The sequence below is a fragment of the Butyrivibrio proteoclasticus genome, from assembly GCF_900115735.1.
In the GTDB taxonomy this organism is placed as follows: Bacteria; Bacillota; Clostridia; order Lachnospirales; family Lachnospiraceae; genus Butyrivibrio; species Butyrivibrio proteoclasticus_B.
The window spans coordinates 12,390-27,154 of sequence record NZ_FOXO01000041.1; the positions used below are offsets into that span (position 1 = coordinate 12,390).

General features: G+C 37.3%; 13 protein-coding genes and 1 pseudogene. All 14 read right to left on the minus strand.

What is annotated here, in order from left to right; genetic code table 11:
- Position 1: 1 nt before the first annotated feature.
- Entirely contained in the window at positions 2–826 is an 825-nt protein-coding gene (locus BM146_RS17225) for a flagellin N-terminal helical domain-containing protein (RefSeq protein ID WP_074891722.1), read from the minus strand.
- A 236-nt stretch (positions 827–1,062) separates the two neighbouring features.
- The gene (locus tag BM146_RS17230; RefSeq protein ID WP_074891724.1) at positions 1,063–1,932 is read right to left on the minus strand and encodes a flagellin N-terminal helical domain-containing protein; all 870 of its coding nucleotides are present in this window, start codon (positions 1,930–1,932) and stop codon (positions 1,063–1,065) included.
- A 259-nt stretch (positions 1,933–2,191) separates the two neighbouring features.
- Positions 2,192–2,650, minus strand: a complete 459-nt coding sequence (gene flgN / locus BM146_RS17235) for a flagellar export chaperone FlgN (RefSeq protein ID WP_207649942.1) — start codon at positions 2,648–2,650, stop codon at positions 2,192–2,194.
- 47 nt (positions 2,651–2,697) lie between these two features.
- Positions 2,698–3,099, minus strand: a complete 402-nt coding sequence (fliS, locus tag BM146_RS17240) for a flagellar export chaperone FliS (protein WP_074891746.1) — start codon at positions 3,097–3,099, stop codon at positions 2,698–2,700.
- Positions 3,100–3,138: 39 nt separating this feature from the next.
- A complete protein-coding gene (fliD, locus tag BM146_RS17245) occupies positions 3,139–4,677 on the minus strand; it encodes a flagellar filament capping protein FliD (RefSeq protein ID WP_074891728.1) in 1,539 nt (512 codons plus the stop codon).
- Between the two features lie 62 nt (positions 4,678–4,739).
- Positions 4,740–5,225 (minus strand): flagellar protein FlaG, encoded by a 486-nt coding sequence (locus BM146_RS17250; protein WP_074891730.1) that lies wholly within the window; start codon positions 5,223–5,225, stop codon positions 4,740–4,742.
- A gap of 161 nt (positions 5,226–5,386) precedes the next feature.
- Positions 5,387–6,628 (minus strand): glycosyltransferase family protein, encoded by a 1,242-nt coding sequence (locus tag BM146_RS17255; protein ID WP_074891732.1) that lies wholly within the window; start codon positions 6,626–6,628, stop codon positions 5,387–5,389.
- Between the two features lie 62 nt (positions 6,629–6,690).
- On the minus strand, positions 6,691–7,767 hold the full coding sequence (locus BM146_RS17260) for a hypothetical protein (RefSeq protein ID WP_074891734.1): 1,077 nt from the start codon (positions 7,765–7,767) through the stop codon (positions 6,691–6,693).
- A gap of 155 nt (positions 7,768–7,922) precedes the next feature.
- Positions 7,923–8,138, minus strand: coding sequence for a carbon storage regulator CsrA (csrA, locus tag BM146_RS17265; protein WP_034445585.1), 216 nt, complete (start codon positions 8,136–8,138; stop codon positions 7,923–7,925).
- Positions 8,139–8,214: 76 nt separating this feature from the next.
- The gene (gene fliW / locus BM146_RS17270) at positions 8,215–8,670 is read right to left on the minus strand and encodes a flagellar assembly protein FliW (RefSeq protein WP_074891736.1); all 456 of its coding nucleotides are present in this window, start codon (positions 8,668–8,670) and stop codon (positions 8,215–8,217) included.
- A 286-nt stretch (positions 8,671–8,956) separates the two neighbouring features.
- On the minus strand, positions 8,957–11,080 hold the full coding sequence (locus BM146_RS17275; RefSeq protein ID WP_074891738.1) for a flagellin N-terminal helical domain-containing protein: 2,124 nt from the start codon (positions 11,078–11,080) through the stop codon (positions 8,957–8,959).
- 16 nt (positions 11,081–11,096) lie between these two features.
- Positions 11,097–12,950 carry a flagellar hook-associated protein FlgK gene (locus BM146_RS17280; protein WP_074891740.1) on the minus strand — a complete coding sequence of 618 codons (1,854 nt, stop codon included), beginning with the start codon at positions 12,948–12,950 and terminating at the stop codon, positions 11,097–11,099.
- Positions 12,951–12,978: 28 nt separating this feature from the next.
- A pseudogene (gene flgK, locus BM146_RS17285) lies at positions 12,979–14,412 on the minus strand (flagellar hook-associated protein FlgK); the annotation flags it as partial.
- A 165-nt stretch (positions 14,413–14,577) separates the two neighbouring features.
- Positions 14,578–14,765 (minus strand): hypothetical protein (locus tag BM146_RS19890; protein ID WP_207649933.1); only part of this gene is annotated, 188 nt, incomplete at its 5' end.

Sequence of the window (14,765 nt, forward strand, 5' to 3'; positions counted from 1 at the left end):
ATTAACCAAGAAGTGAAAGAACACCCTGATTTGACTGATTAGCCTGTGCCAGCATTGACTGTCCAGCCTGTGCAAGGATGTTATTGTTAGAGAATTTAACCATCTCTGTAGCCATATCTGTATCACGGATAGCAGATTCAGCTGCCTGTGTGTTCTCAACAACGTTATCAAGGTTCTTGATTGTGTGCTCAAGTCTGTTCTGGATAGCACCAAGGTCAGATCTCTGTGTTGAAATTGACTCAAGAGCTGTCTTAATCTTTGTCATAGTAGCTTTAGCTTGATCATGAGTGCTAACTTTGATATTTCCTGTAGCAACACCGATCTTTGTAGCAGTCATGCTCTTGATGCAAATATTGATCTGGTTTCTTGACTCTGTCTCTGAACCAACCTGAAGGTTTTTGTTTGTGAAAGTTCCGTCAAGAAGCTTCTGGTTATTAAACTCTGTAGCTTCAGCTGTACGTGTGATCTCTGTTGAAAGAGCATTAAGCTCAGACTGGATATAAGAACGATCCTTTGATGTCAAAGTATCGTTTGCAGCCTTTGTTGCAAGCTCGTTCATTCTCTGAAGCATATCATGTACTTCATTAAGAGCACCTTCAGCTGTCTGTACTGCAGAAATACCATCCTGAGCGTTAGCAGAAGCCTGTGTAAGACCTCTTACCTGACGTCTCATCTTTTCGGAAATTGCAAGGCCTGCTGCATCATCTGCTGCTCTGTTAACCTTGTAACCGGATGATAACTTCTCACTTGACTTTGCCTGAATACCTGTTGTGATTCCAAGCTGTCTGTTTGCATTCATTGCGTTAATGTTGTGTTGTACTACCATATTTAATTCCTCCTTGAATTTGTACGGCAACTTCCTTGCTGCTCGTTTACTTGTTTAGAAATAATTTCAGTGCTGGCCTAAAATCATTTCTATTTTTTTATTACACTTATATTATCGCCCATAATTCTAAAAACTTTAGGGTGAATTTAAAAAAAATTATATAAACTTTTTTTAAGAATTAAATAAGGCTCCGACACCAGGTCGAAGCCAATAGTAGTTTTAATTTATTCATATTATTACTGGAGAAGTGAAAGAACACCCTGATTGGTCTGATTTGCCTGAGCAAGCATTGACTGACCAGCCTGTGCAAGGATATTGTTATTGGAATATCTAACCATCTCATCAGCCATATCTGTATCACGAATCTGTGATTCAGCTGCCTGTGTATTTTCTACTACATTATCCAAGTTCTTGATTGTATGCTCAAGTCTGTTCTGAATAGCACCAAGGTCTGATCTCTGCTTAGAAATTGACATAAGTGCATTTTTGATACATTCAATTGAACCTTTAGCATTACTATGAGACATTACGTTAATCTGATTATCACCTGATCCCGGAACAGTATCTGTTGCAGTTGCTGTAATAACAGCACCAACACCGATACTTGTAGCACTAAGTCTTGCAATACATATATTGATCTGGTTCTGAGAATCAGACTCTGAACCAACCTGAAGATTCTTATTTGTGAAAGAGCCATCAAGAAGATGCTGATTGTTAAATTCTGTTGAAGCGGCTGTTCTTGTGATTTCATCGGATAACTGTACAATTTCCTGCTGTATGTAGGATCTGTCCTGAGTTGTAAGAGTATCATTGGCAGCCTTAACAGCAAGTTCATTCATACGCTGAAGCATATCATGTACTTCGTTAAGAGCACCTTCTGCTGTCTGCACTGCAGAGATACCATCCTGAGCATTGTCAGAAGCCTGTGTAAGACCTCTTACCTGGCGTCTCATCTTTTCAGAAATCGCAAGTCCGGCTGCATCATCTGCTGCTCTGTTGATTCGATAACCTGATGAGAGTTTCTCACTGGACTTTGCCTGTACATCGGTTGTGATTCCAAGCTGTCTGTTTGCATTCATCGCTGTAATGTTGTGTTGTACTACCATATTCAATCCTCCATGAACGGGGCCCGCCTCCCTGCTGCCTTTCCATCGTTATTTTTTGTGCAGCATTGCGGAGTCCCTTCCATGGCTGCTTGTTTTTTGATTTTCACTATTATTATCGGCAGCTAATGTACTGACTTAACCCCTTTTTGAAATAATTTTTTATTTTTTTTGATAAATTTGAAATTTTTTTGCTCCTTATATTTTTCATATAACGAAAAACGGATTTCTCGCCGATATATGGCGGAAACCCGTTAAACTCTTAATTTTTGTTGTCCATAAATTGAGGAGGTACATCTCTGTAATTATTCATTGTCTGATAATAATTGAATGCTGCTGCAGAAGTTTGTCTTGAGAAATTCATTTTTTCTCTTGCAGAACTGAAATATTCTTCAGCTAACTTTTTGTTTCTATGTTCAGCGGCTTCAATTGATGCACTCATGCCTGTTATTTCCTGAATATACTCTTGCATACGCTTTATCTGGTCTTTGTATTTTTCCTTATTATCACCAACTTCATCTTTTACTCTGTCAAAAAGAGATTGGAAACCATCATCCAGTTTAAGGAGCCGATCAATCAACTCGCCCTTGTCATCCAAAATCTTGTCAAATGCTTCTACATCAACTTCGTTGGGATTTTTAAGAAGCGTTTTCTGCTTCTCATTCTCCTCTTCAATGTTCTTCATGACTTCGATTTTCTTTACAAGACTTTCTTCTAGCATATCAAGACATGCAGGTACCATTATTATCCCCCTTTTTCCGTTGCTGTTTAAGCTTCTTTTACATACACATTATTTGCTTTCATAACTTCAATCCAGTTATCACGTATAGCATGCATATGCCTGTTGATTTCAGATATGATTTCTCTGTCTTTACCTATATTGGCTTCAACAAGCCTCCTGGCAATATACGAATACATATTCTCGAAATCCTGTGCGACAGGATACTTCATATCCAGCGTGTTTCTGAGATATTCTATTATTTTTTCTGTCTTAATAATATTCTCATGAGCCTTTGAAATATCATTTTTTTCTATTGCATAATCAGCAATGTTAAGGAATTTTATTGCTCCATCATAAAGCATTAGTGTAAGTTCCGGGCCTGACGCAGCCATGACCTTATTATTTTTGTACTGAGCATATGAATTCTGCTTAGGTGTAAATACTGGCATAAGTTTTCCCTCTCTGATTCTTTTTTCCAACCTTATGTATTAATTGCTCCCACCGCCAAAGTAGCTTGAGAGTGAGCCACTTGAAGAATTGATCTTAGATAAAGCCGTTTCCATCTTGGAAAACTTTTTATACAGCTTATCCTGTGCTGCTTCAAGTGCTTTCTGAGCGTTGGATATCTTGGTATTATATGCACTGTACTGAGATGCCATCAATTTATCTTCGTAAATGGTAAAAGAACTTCTATACTCAGTACCTTTCATGAGATCTGAAAGTTTACTGTACAAGCCTTTTGAAAGTTCTGAGAAGAAATCCTGTACAGCATCGGGGTCCGAAGAAATCATAGCACGTAAAATATCTGTGTTACCTGCTGAAGCTGAATCATCTTCATCTCCGTCAATATGGAGCATATCCCTTTCATTTTCCTCTGTTGAGAAATAGCTTCCTGTGGATATACCAAAATTTGCAAGAGAAAGACTCTTTGTTGTTCCATCTTTGAGTTTTATGTCAAAAGATGAGTTCATCATCTCACGCATTGCTGTTCTGATATTTCCAATTGTTTCGTCTTTACTTAATAGACCATCCTTAATCTTATTCTCCCACTCTTCAACTTCCTTATCGGACATTGCGTCCTTTTGGTCATCAGTGAGCATTTTATATTTAGTTGCTTTGTCTGCGTTATAAAGAGTAGCAAATTCTTTCATCAAGTCATTGTACTCTTTCAGCATTTTCTTTATATTATCGTAAATTCCACTAGTATCCTGCTTAGTAGTGAGTGTAATTCCGGATGCTACTTCATTGGCAGTAATTGTAAGTCCATTTATATCAAAGGTATTGGTATTCGACTTAAATGTTTCACCATTTAACACAATCTCTGCACTTGTTCCTGCTATATAGTTGGAGCCATCTGCTTTCTTGGTAAGTCCAAGTTTCGTCATGGCATTACTGGATTCAGTATCAGACAAAAGATCAAATGAAGCAGCCTCACCGGTAGTCTTTGAAGATACAAAGAATCTCCCGTTATTCTCATCATAATTAAAGTTAAGCTTAGTTCCTGTAAGGGACGACGTAGCATCCTTTAACTTATTTGTAATACTTTCAATTGAGTCATCAGCTTCAACAGTTACAGATAAAACGTCACTAGAATTGCCGCCAATTGAAAACTTGATCTTATCACCTGCAGCAAGTCCAAGTTCACTTGCTGTAGCATCTTTTTTAGCGTAAGAAGATCCAACCTTAACCTCCTGCCCTGTCAGATATCCGGCTTTTGCAAGTTTTGTAATATTCAGAGTCTGAGTGGAATCCATTGCGCTTTCACCGGTAACAACCGTTACTGCATTTGAATTTGAAGCAGTTGTTGTTTTCTTAGTGTAAGCTGCAGAAAACCTCATGTTACTAAGCGCCCCATTATAGAAAGTAGTTACTTTCTTATTTAATGCTTTCCACTTATCCTGCTTCCAGGTGAGTTTCTTCTGATCTCCTTTGAAATTGTCTAATTTAGTTTGCTTTGACTGTGTCAGAGCTGTAATAATACTTTCAGTATCCAGTCCTGAATTCATTCCCGTAATTCTTATAGGCATAAGCACTCTCCTTTCTCAATCCGTGAGCATACTACATGGAAATCCATTTCCATTCGTGTAAATTACCTCTTTTCGTCTACCATAATTCCTGCAATTTCCCATACTTTGGCAATCATGTCCAGAGTTTCTTCAGGCGGGAACTCCTTTATGACTTTCTTAGTATCTTTGTCTACCATTTTAATGGTTACCCTGTTTGTCTTGTCATGGATTCCAAATACCGCTTCAGCGTTGGATCTGACATTTTTTGCCATTTCAGAAATTGTCTTTTTTATTTTCTCGTTGTCAGCCTGAATCTGTTCTGCGCTAGCTTCAATTTTTTCTTGAAAGTCGCTGAATGTCTGGGTTTGTGTTTTGCTCTGTGAATTATTATTAGAACCTGATGAATTTTCAGCAGCTTCTACTTTGAGTTCAATATCCGGCTTGCCACCCTGAGCATCAAAATTAACAATCTCAGACTGAGCCTGACTTTTCTCCTGAGCTTGCGCTTTTACCTGTGGCTGAGTCTGCTGCACCAGCGGACCAAAGCCGTTAATTGCTTCCATTCCCATAATTTATACCTCCGAACATCCATGTTCTTCTTTAAATAATCGGGTTTATAGCATTTCTTAACCTCTATATCGGTTTACATAGAAATATCTTTATAGTTTAGATAAAAAAAATCCCAAAATTAATAAAAATTTTAGGATTTACACTAAGTTAACTTATTGCATCAGTAAATTGCTTCCAATACCTCTGGCAGCAACCTCGTATATGCAAACTCTTTAAAAACTTTCTTCTGTCCGTTTATGGCTATCTCTTTTCTCTCATCTTCATGTTCAAGATAATACGCAGTTTTTTGAATCATATCTTCAGGTGTAAACGCCATTACAAGTTCCTCTCCATCTGTAAAATACTGAGCAATCTCCGCCTGATAATTTGTTATTAGAAAACCACCTGCCGCCAAAATATCAAGAACTCGTAGCGGAATTCCGGATAAAATAGATCTTAAAGTAATATTAAGATTTACCTTGCTTCTATGAAATACCTTTGGCATCTTCTCTAGATATGAAGCTACTCCAAGATTACACACACCTTCTATCGGCGCTGTTCCCGGCATTGTATAAAGAACTGTATCAAATCTTTTCCCCATTTCCGCAAGGATATTATGGCGTTCATTGACTGTGACTTTTTTTCGTAAAATATCAAGCATTACTCCATCATAATCAATTTCATACTTACCTGACTGCTCAAATTTAATATATTTCTGAAGTTCTATTATCTTAGCATATGGATAAATCGATTCTTCTGTAAAAAAATCCTGTCCAAAAACTCTCTCCTGTGCCTTGATAACTGCGTCTGTATATCCCTTAAGTTCCGGAGGAAGATAATTCACCTGATCGTAAAAATTATATTCATTGTCATAAAGATTTCCCAAAAAACATACGTCATGTTCATAGACCATATTACCATCTGTTTCACCATCAAGTTTTTTACATAGTTCTGATAGCCTCACATCATTAACTCCAAGCGGTGAATATTTGACAGTATTAACGCCTTTATCCAAAAGTCTTTTATAAAGAAGCTTATCAAACACAAATATTCTGTTGACGCTATTATTGGTCAAATGTGAATCCAGAGTGTAATGTGGGCAGTCAAACACCCAGCTGATATATGGCATATTATATTTCTGACATGCCTCTGAAATATTTGGAAAAAAATCAAAGCTAAACAGCAAATCATATTGAAGATGATAACTGTGAAAATCTGATTCGTCCTCATCATTTCCATTATCACCTGCATTCATTATATTTTTTCCCAAAACAAGCTCTCTTATCTTCTCATCTATCTGCGGTGTGAGTTCAAACCCTTTCATATCAAGCTTAAACACGTCAACCTGATGTCCAAGCCTTCTCATTGCATCCCTGCAATCCTCGCCATTAAATTCGTCCCAATCATAATAAAGAATTCGCATATGTGCACTCCGCGCAATAATCATTTAAAGCTACATAAACGTTCTATTATTAACATAATTCTCTATATTTTAAGGGTTCTTAGCCTATTCTTAAACATATCTTTTATTTCAACTCTATCACCAAACCAATCATAATCTATCTCTTTGATCTGATTTAACCCTATCTTTTCAACAGCCTCAAGCGCTGCCTGTTTTTGTGATATGTGCCTTGGCAAAGTGGTTTGGCACAATGCTCCGTCAATATTGTCATAGGATTTAAATGATTGATTGAAATCCATAAGATCATGCAATCTAATTATACTTCCGGTATTATTATCTACCAAAAAGCCCCAATTCTCCCAATGCCTGTCAATATTGCCAATCAGATAATCCAAAATATTCATCATATAATAGCCATTAGCATCAATCTTTATTATTTCTTCTATTGGATCAACTTCATGATTAGCCGCATATATATCGAAAGCAGCACGTGTTACAATACTACTTGACAAATCTGTGATAATTTTGCAGGAAGAAACTATTTCTCCATCAAATTCATCAAGTGAATAGGTTACCTGATTACAATTAAAACAATTACAGATTTTACTTGCCAAAACTTCATTTTTGACGTTATCAACTGAACCGTCTTTTAAAAGATAAAAACCATCATCTTTTCTTAACCATGCTTTTGGAAAAACTCCACTGGTTGAGATATTGTCTGCTATAAGGTAAGAATTCTCTACTGTCATGGCTTTACCGCGTAAAGAAATATCCACAAACGCATTGCTAAGATGATTATCATATAAATTTATGTCAGAAAAGCTTACATCTTCTTCGTCTTTTTTTACCCAATATATATCAGTAAGCGTGAGACAATGATATGTAAGTGCTATTTGAGCTCTATCTCTATCAGTTTTCCCCTGTGAAGCCCCTATACTATTTAATATTTCTTTGGCATATTGGCGATCAAGAGTAAGTACCCTATTTGCGCACCAATAATTAAAGTTGGTGATATTGTTTACATAGGTATCAATATCATCATCTTCATCAAACCACAGATCATATGGCATAAACTGAGGCTCAACAACCTTTGCCTTTCCATTTTTATCCATGGTAGCAATTATGTTTTCACCATGCATTATGCAGTAAGTAATAGGCATCCTCCATTATCTCCCTGTTGTCAATTTTTTCCCTTTTCTTTTGCCTTATCCAAACTTATCAATCTTTATATTAGTATAGCCGAATTGGCAACAGCATACAAAAAAATTTCCCACTCTCATTTGCATGTAGAGAGCGGGATTACAATTCACTTTTATCACAACAGTTTCTTAAGCGCTTCAATTCCGGCAACATCCGTTGCTTCTTTATTTTCATTCTGAATCTGGATATAAACTTCTTTTCTGTAGATAGGGATTTCCTTTGGAGCGGAGATTCCAAGTTTTATCTGGTCACCTCTTATATCCAGAACTGTAATCTCGATATTATTGTTAATGATGATTGCTTCATTCTTTTTTCTTGATAATGCTAACATTCGTTATCCCTCCATGGTTTTGTAGTTGTGCAGGCCTAAATCTCCCCATACCTGCTTTATTTCTAGTATCTTTTGATCATCCCTTCTCTTTGTCTTTTTGAAGAATGTCATAAATCGGGAACTTCACCGGATATTCATCATTATCAATAATTGTCTGGGAAGCCTTCATGTCTTTTGTATTAATAATAAACGGTCCCTTAAGATTAACTGTCATCTTAGTAAGATCATGCGGAACAGTGACAGTTACAAGAACCAGCATATCCTCTTCATCTAGATCTCCTATTGCTTCTACTTCCGTCTTATCAACAAGCGGTTTATAATCCGGACAAACAACAAGAGGGTCCATAACGGGCATTGCAAAATTCGGCTCATCTATGGACTGGAGCCATTTGATAGTACCTGAGCCCTGATCTTCATCGTGCATAAGAGTAAACTTTTGAAGATCAGGAAAGCCTATGATACCATTTGGAAAGCATATTATCTTGCTGTCATCAATTTCAACTTCTCCGAAAATCCTTGTCGTTAATTTCATTGTGTAACCTCCATGCTATCATATGTACATATGTATATCGGTGTCACGATGATAAAGATTTCTCTCCTATCACCATTAATTATATACGTTATTTCGTTATGTTGCCACAAATAATTATGACATCTTGAACTAAATTTCAGAAATCCGCATATACTGCGGATTTCGTGAGAATATGAGTGAAGAGTCAACCAAGCCTCATCGACGAAGTCGATTTAAATTGGCTTGGTTGATGCATTCTTGAATTGTTGATTCAAGAATGCATATTTACCCGAAATATTCTCAATAATCAGATATAATTCATCAAACTTGTCTGACTTATCTTACCTGTAGCCATAAGACTTGCCTCATAAGTTACCTGAGCTGAAGTAAGGTGGGTTATTGTTTCTGCAAGATCAGCATCTTCATTTTCCGACTTAAGAGTTTGAAATGTAGTAGTTTGCCCCATAAGTCTTGTACTTATAAGATCAAGTCGTTTTGATCTGGTTCCATTATCTGTAACCGCTATGTTAGCTGTATCCAAAGCTTTCTGCATAGAAGTAATCTTATGCTCAAATTCCTCCTGAAGCTGATTACGAAAATAATTATATGACTTTTGGGCGGCACCTATCTCTTTCTGTATATTGTTATATTCTTCCGTATCCTCTGTTATAAATGCAAGCTTTCCTTCTAATGTTTTTATAGTTCCATCAATTTGTTTTAATTTATTTAAAACACCATTCAGATCATCTATATCTCTTTTGACATCTGTAGTAAATACGGCATCTGCTGTTGTATTTACTACAACAGACTGCGCAAATCCTACATCATAAGCTATTTGATGCGCTGCAGATCCTCTGTTATAAAGAATTTGCTTATCATCACCATTTGTATCTTTATAATTGTAGGTGCAATTGAAGAGGTTTTCAGGCTTTATATCTCCCGCTTCCCATTCTTTTTTATCGTATACCATATCTATGCTGTTGGCATTTATAATGTCAGGAAGTACCGAGAGTCTATCCCTCAAATATCCGTTTAAAAGAACTTCTCCGGTAGCTGCATTAAGGTACGCAACTGCATTACCGGATTTGTCATTATAAAGCTCGTTATAAGCATCATCTATATCTTCTTCAGATGTTGTAGAATATATGATATTGTCTGTCGGGATTTCAAGGCTATACTCTTTATATGACGAATGAATACTTCCGTTAGAAGTAACATTTATCACAACATTACTTTTGGTCCCATCAGCTTCATCTGCTTGATCTGTCGTTGTTATAGTATATGTTCCGTCGCTGTTAACTGTTGCAACGTGACTATTATCCAGTGTAATAGAATATGTCTGTTTTATAACAGGCAAAAGAGGTAACGAAAAAGAAGTTTGAACAGCCCCTGCACCATTGGTATAACTTACAGTACTTTTACTTACTGTTTCGATTTCCGTCGATGCAGATTGGATATACCCTGTAGATGAAGCTGTTTCATCATATACACCATCTTTTGTCAGCGCTATAGTATAGTTATTTCCGTCTTCAGTAAAAGTAACAGTGCTTAAACCATCATCGTTCATTGTGCCTGTATATGTTACGCCATCAATTGTTACTGATTTTGGTGTAGTATCATCTTTACTGTATGTATCAAGCGGAACAGCTACGTATCGTGTATCTCCTTCAACCGTCTTATAAGTAACATTTATAACACTGACGGTTTCACTAACCGTGCTTGTAGCCGGCTGCGTCAGATCTTCTCTAAACTTTAATGTAGGGCTGTCTCCTTCAACTCCCGATAAATAATTAAGATTATCATACGACAAACGAATTCGTCCTACTGTGCACTCTGTAATGTCACTTTCAACAGGAACATCATTTGAAGTAAGCGAAGCAAGCTCTGTTGAATCAAGCTTATAGTTACCTAATACTCTTTTTGATTCTCCAACATCAACTGCGTTAAATTCATCATTTATATCCTCATAATCTGCTGTTGAAGTCTTGGAAAAAGAAAGAGCTGTATCCGTTCTATACCCTGTAAAAACATATCTTCCGGCATAGTCCACATTTCCTGTTGAATAGTATTCTTTTGCAAGAGCATCCATCTGGGTAACAATAATTGACAGATCATCCAAAGTAAGATCCATATTTGCACCCTTTGTAGCCTGCTTGACAGCATCAGTAAGAACATCAGTAACAGTTGAAAGAGAATCCGCCGTTACATCAAGCCAGCTCTCTGCATCTTTTGCATTTTTCTCATAGTACTGTGAAAGCTGAGTCACATTACTTCTAAGACGAAGTGCTCTTATTGCGATAACAGGGTCATCTGACGGCCTTGTGATGCGCTTTCCGGTTGACATCATAGCATTCAGCTGATCCTCTGCGACTTTGTTATTATTAATATTGTAGAGGGAATTATTCTGCATTATCTTATTTGTTATACGCATCACGAAACCTCCTGTTTTATACTCCGGTCTGTAAAATCAACCTGTCATAAACCTCCGTCAGTGTTTGGATCATTTTTGAGGAGAGGTTATATGCATTTTGAAATTTTACAAGGTTTACAGCTTCTTCATCTTCATCTACCCCTGACTCTGAAAGTCTTTGATTATCGATAGTATTGGCAAGGGCTGTATATGTTTTTTCCAATGTATCTGAATTGCTTCGGTTCAGTGCAACATCAGCAAGCACTTTAGTCAAAAACTCGCCCGAAGTAGCTCCTCTGAATACCTCTTTATTGTTAAACATATCATTTAGTTTTGTGAGATTACCGAATTCAGATTCACCTTCAGTTATATCTGATTTTGTAGCCATTCTGTCTGCATTGTCCAAAAGCACTCTGTTTACTTCAAAATTACCGGCAGTTATGTTGTAATATCCCTTGTTTTCAGATAATGAAGTAAGTTCTTCATAACTATACTGAGCTGATGAATTGGTACTCTGAGATCCTGTCAAAAGATATACTCCATCCAGAGAATCTGATGTATAGCCGCTTACCATTATCTTGTTCACTTCATCTGAAAACTTTCTGATCCATTCATTCATCTGTTCCATATAGTATGGTAGTCCCTGGTACTTATTGTAGTAACCTACAGAAACTGCTCTATTATCATCAGGGATACTTGTCAGCGAATCCGGATCAAGTGTAAATGTATATTTGGAACCACCGTCATAACTCCAGCTGTCATATTTATAGAACTTGGCGCCTATATGAATTGTACCGCTTACAGGTAGTGTGCACTTTCCCATATCCATGAGATAAGATGATGCGACATCAACCGTTATTGTGCAGGAGTCACTCTGTGGATCTACTTCTACTCCATTTCCTTTTCCATTAAAATACTGCCCGTTATTTCCATCTCTTATAGCTAACAGTCCCTGAAGCTCTCCACCTATAAGTCTTGAATCAAGCGCAAAATCAGCAAGTTCGTTCACATTATCCCCATCTTTAAATCTTGAGTTAGCCCACTTTATATCATAAAGACCGCTTATATCATTCTGGTTAACAGACTCATCTACTTCCCTTGCGACACAAACCATCTGCTTGTATTCATACATATCAACAAGCTCATAGCTTCCGGCAACCCATACCTGAAATCTGGTAGCACCGGTGTCTCTATCAGGCTGTGTTTCATCAATTACTTTCGATTCCTTTGTTTCAATAGAAACAATTTTCGACAAATCATCAAGAAGTACATCCCTTTTATCTCGCAGCTCATTTGCAGTAGTACCAGTCATTTCTATTGTATTAATCTGCTGATTCAGAGACGCTATCTCAGTTCCGATTGCTGTGATCCTATCCGCACACAGCTTTATCTCTGCATTTACATCTGACTGAAGATTCTGAAGACTTGTATACACATTATTAAAGTACTCAGTTATGCTCTTAACATTTGACACATAAGTTGACTTGGTTTCCGTGGTACCCGCAGCAGTCATGACTGACTGAAGTGATGCCTGCATCTTGGTAAACAAAGTTGAGAACCCGGTAATTCCATCATCATCCAGATATTGCTCTATCATTCCATTGTAATAATTCTTTTGCGTAACATTGCCTAAGAGAGCTTCATTGTTTCTAAACTTAAAATCGTAAAAACTGTTACGTATTCTCTCTATTGCTATAGTATCAACACCAGCTCCGGCGCAGCCATATGTAGTGAATACCCTCAGGGCATTACTTGCCTGCTGTTCCACTGCCTGTCTTGAATATCCGTCAGTATCCTTATTTGACACGTTATTGGCTGTTGTATTGAGAGCTGCATTTGCTGCTCTAAGTCCAGAAGCTGCAATATTAAGACCAAAAAACTGTGATACCATATTTTTCTCCTCTAAAAAATCACCTTACTCATGTTCCAAGAGTTGTCACCAGATGTTCAAGCATTTCACTTACCACATTGATATATCTGCTTGATGCATTATAGGCATTCTGGAACATAATCATAAATCCCAATTCCTCATCGCTTGAAACTCCGACAATCTGTTCTCTGGCCGCCTCTACCGCAGAAACCGTCTGTTCCTGCGCGCTCTTTATGCTGTTGTATACGTCTCCTGAATTGGCAACCTGTGACACCAGGCTGTTATAGTAACTGACAAAACTGGTTTTTGCTGTAACATTTGGATTTAATGTATATTTTTCAGCAGTAAATGCCTCTTTTAACTTCGTAGTAGTAGCGTTATCTTCGCTTCCGTCTATGGTTCTAAATGTAAACAATGTGGGCTCTTTTAAAAACATCGGATTGAGCTGAGTATTCGCAATAGTATATCCGGTTGAAATTGTTCCTGCCGTTTTATCTTCTCCAATATCATAAATCAGTTTATCTCCGGGATTGGCCTCAACAAAAAGTGTGAAATCCGCAGCATCTCCCTTGGTAGGATCAAGAATTGCAGGATTACTTCCTGCCTTTTTCATAATGTCATTAATTGTTGTTGTTATATTATGTATCATCTGATCAAATTCAGCCTCAACGTTCATGATGACTGACTTGGAAATGCTACTGTTATAGTAATCTTCATCTTCTCTTATATCATGATAAGTAGCATTATGATCGCCTCTTGCAAGAAGTACTGATTTGAGCTTGCCAACGTCTGTATTGATAGCTGTTGATATTGTCTGAGTCAGGTCATATACGTACGCCCCATCAATTGAGGTGACTATTTTATTGCCATTGTGATCTACTTCTGTCTTCGCAGCATATTCCCAATATGGTGTAGCATACCCCACGCAGCTTCCAAGTTTGACATCAACTCCAATATGATTGACATGGTCAGAAGTAATAAATGATGAACCTTCAAAAAGAACGGTGACATTTCCAAAGATATCTTCCTGATAATCAATCTTTCCATATCCGCCGAGTCTGTCCAGTAAAAGGTTTCTCTCATCTCTTAGATCATTTGCATGTTCCTGCTTGCCTGACTCTATCTCAACAATATTCTCATTTAAAACTCTTATCCTATCGCCAATTGCATTGATGTCATCTACATAAGTCTGAACAGTCGAATCCAGATTTTTCTGATAAGAAACCAATCCGTCATATACGCTTTGTGCTCTGGTAATAAACTCATTGGCCCTTGTTACAAGTGCACTCTGTGTAACTGCAGAACAGGGATCTTTATCCAGCTCCTGAACTGCTACCCATAAATTGTTTAAAGTCTGGGCAAACTCATAACCGTTCATTTCCTGAAGCTGATCTTCAATTTCTTCAAGTGCCTTAGTGGATATGTCGTAAAATTCGTATCTTCCACTTTCCAATCTGTAGGCTTTATCAAGGAAAACGCTTCTTACCTGCTTACAGTTGTTACAATGCCATTTAGCTAACTGTTCCGTTTCTGTTTGATTATAACAATTGACATTATTATACCATTTTAGAGCCTTTGGTTAAGCGTTTTCTGCATAGCAAACAGACAGATGCAAGATCTGCCTGCTACTACATATCAGATTGAGGAACTAAGCTACTCTATACAAGAAACTACAGGCACCTATACCTCGTAGATTACGGATAAAATGCCGCTCATCTGTTTTATCTACTCTTAGATTACGTTCTATCCATGCTATTACATCAGGTATCGGCAAAGATTTAGCCATTTTAAGAAATTTATGGCAAATTTTCGCTGCCATAGAGAAGTTGATTTTAT

Bases quoted from the DNA above. Each gene is read 5' to 3' on its own strand.
- BM146_RS17225 (WP_074891722.1), bottom strand. From the start codon at position 826: ATGGTAGTACAACACAACATTAACGCAATGAATGCAAACAGACAGCTT.
- BM146_RS17230 (WP_074891724.1), bottom strand. From the start codon at position 1,932: ATGGTAGTACAACACAACATTACAGCGATGAATGCAAACAGACAGCTT.
- flgN (WP_207649942.1), bottom strand. From the start codon at position 2,650: ATGCTAGAAGAAAGTCTTGTAAAGAAAATCGAAGTCATGAAGAACATT.
- fliS (WP_074891746.1), bottom strand. From the start codon at position 3,099: ATGCCAGTATTTACACCTAAGCAGAATTCATATGCTCAGTACAAAAAT.
- fliD (WP_074891728.1), bottom strand. From the start codon at position 4,677: ATGCCTATAAGAATTACGGGAATGAATTCAGGACTGGATACTGAAAGT.
- BM146_RS17250 (WP_074891730.1), bottom strand. From the start codon at position 5,225: ATGGGAATGGAAGCAATTAACGGCTTTGGTCCGCTGGTGCAGCAGACT.
- BM146_RS17255 (WP_074891732.1), bottom strand. From the start codon at position 6,628: ATGCGAATTCTTTATTATGATTGGGACGAATTTAATGGCGAGGATTGC.
- BM146_RS17260 (WP_074891734.1), bottom strand. From the start codon at position 7,767: ATGCCTATTACTTACTGCATAATGCATGGTGAAAACATAATTGCTACC.
- csrA (WP_034445585.1), bottom strand. From the start codon at position 8,138: ATGTTAGCATTATCAAGAAAAAAGAATGAAGCAATCATCATTAACAAT.
- fliW (WP_074891736.1), bottom strand. From the start codon at position 8,670: ATGAAATTAACGACAAGGATTTTCGGAGAAGTTGAAATTGATGACAGC.
- BM146_RS17275 (WP_074891738.1), bottom strand. From the start codon at position 11,080: ATGCGTATAACAAATAAGATAATGCAGAATAATTCCCTCTACAATATT.
- BM146_RS17280 (WP_074891740.1), bottom strand. From the start codon at position 12,950: ATGGTATCACAGTTTTTTGGTCTTAATATTGCAGCTTCTGGACTTAGA.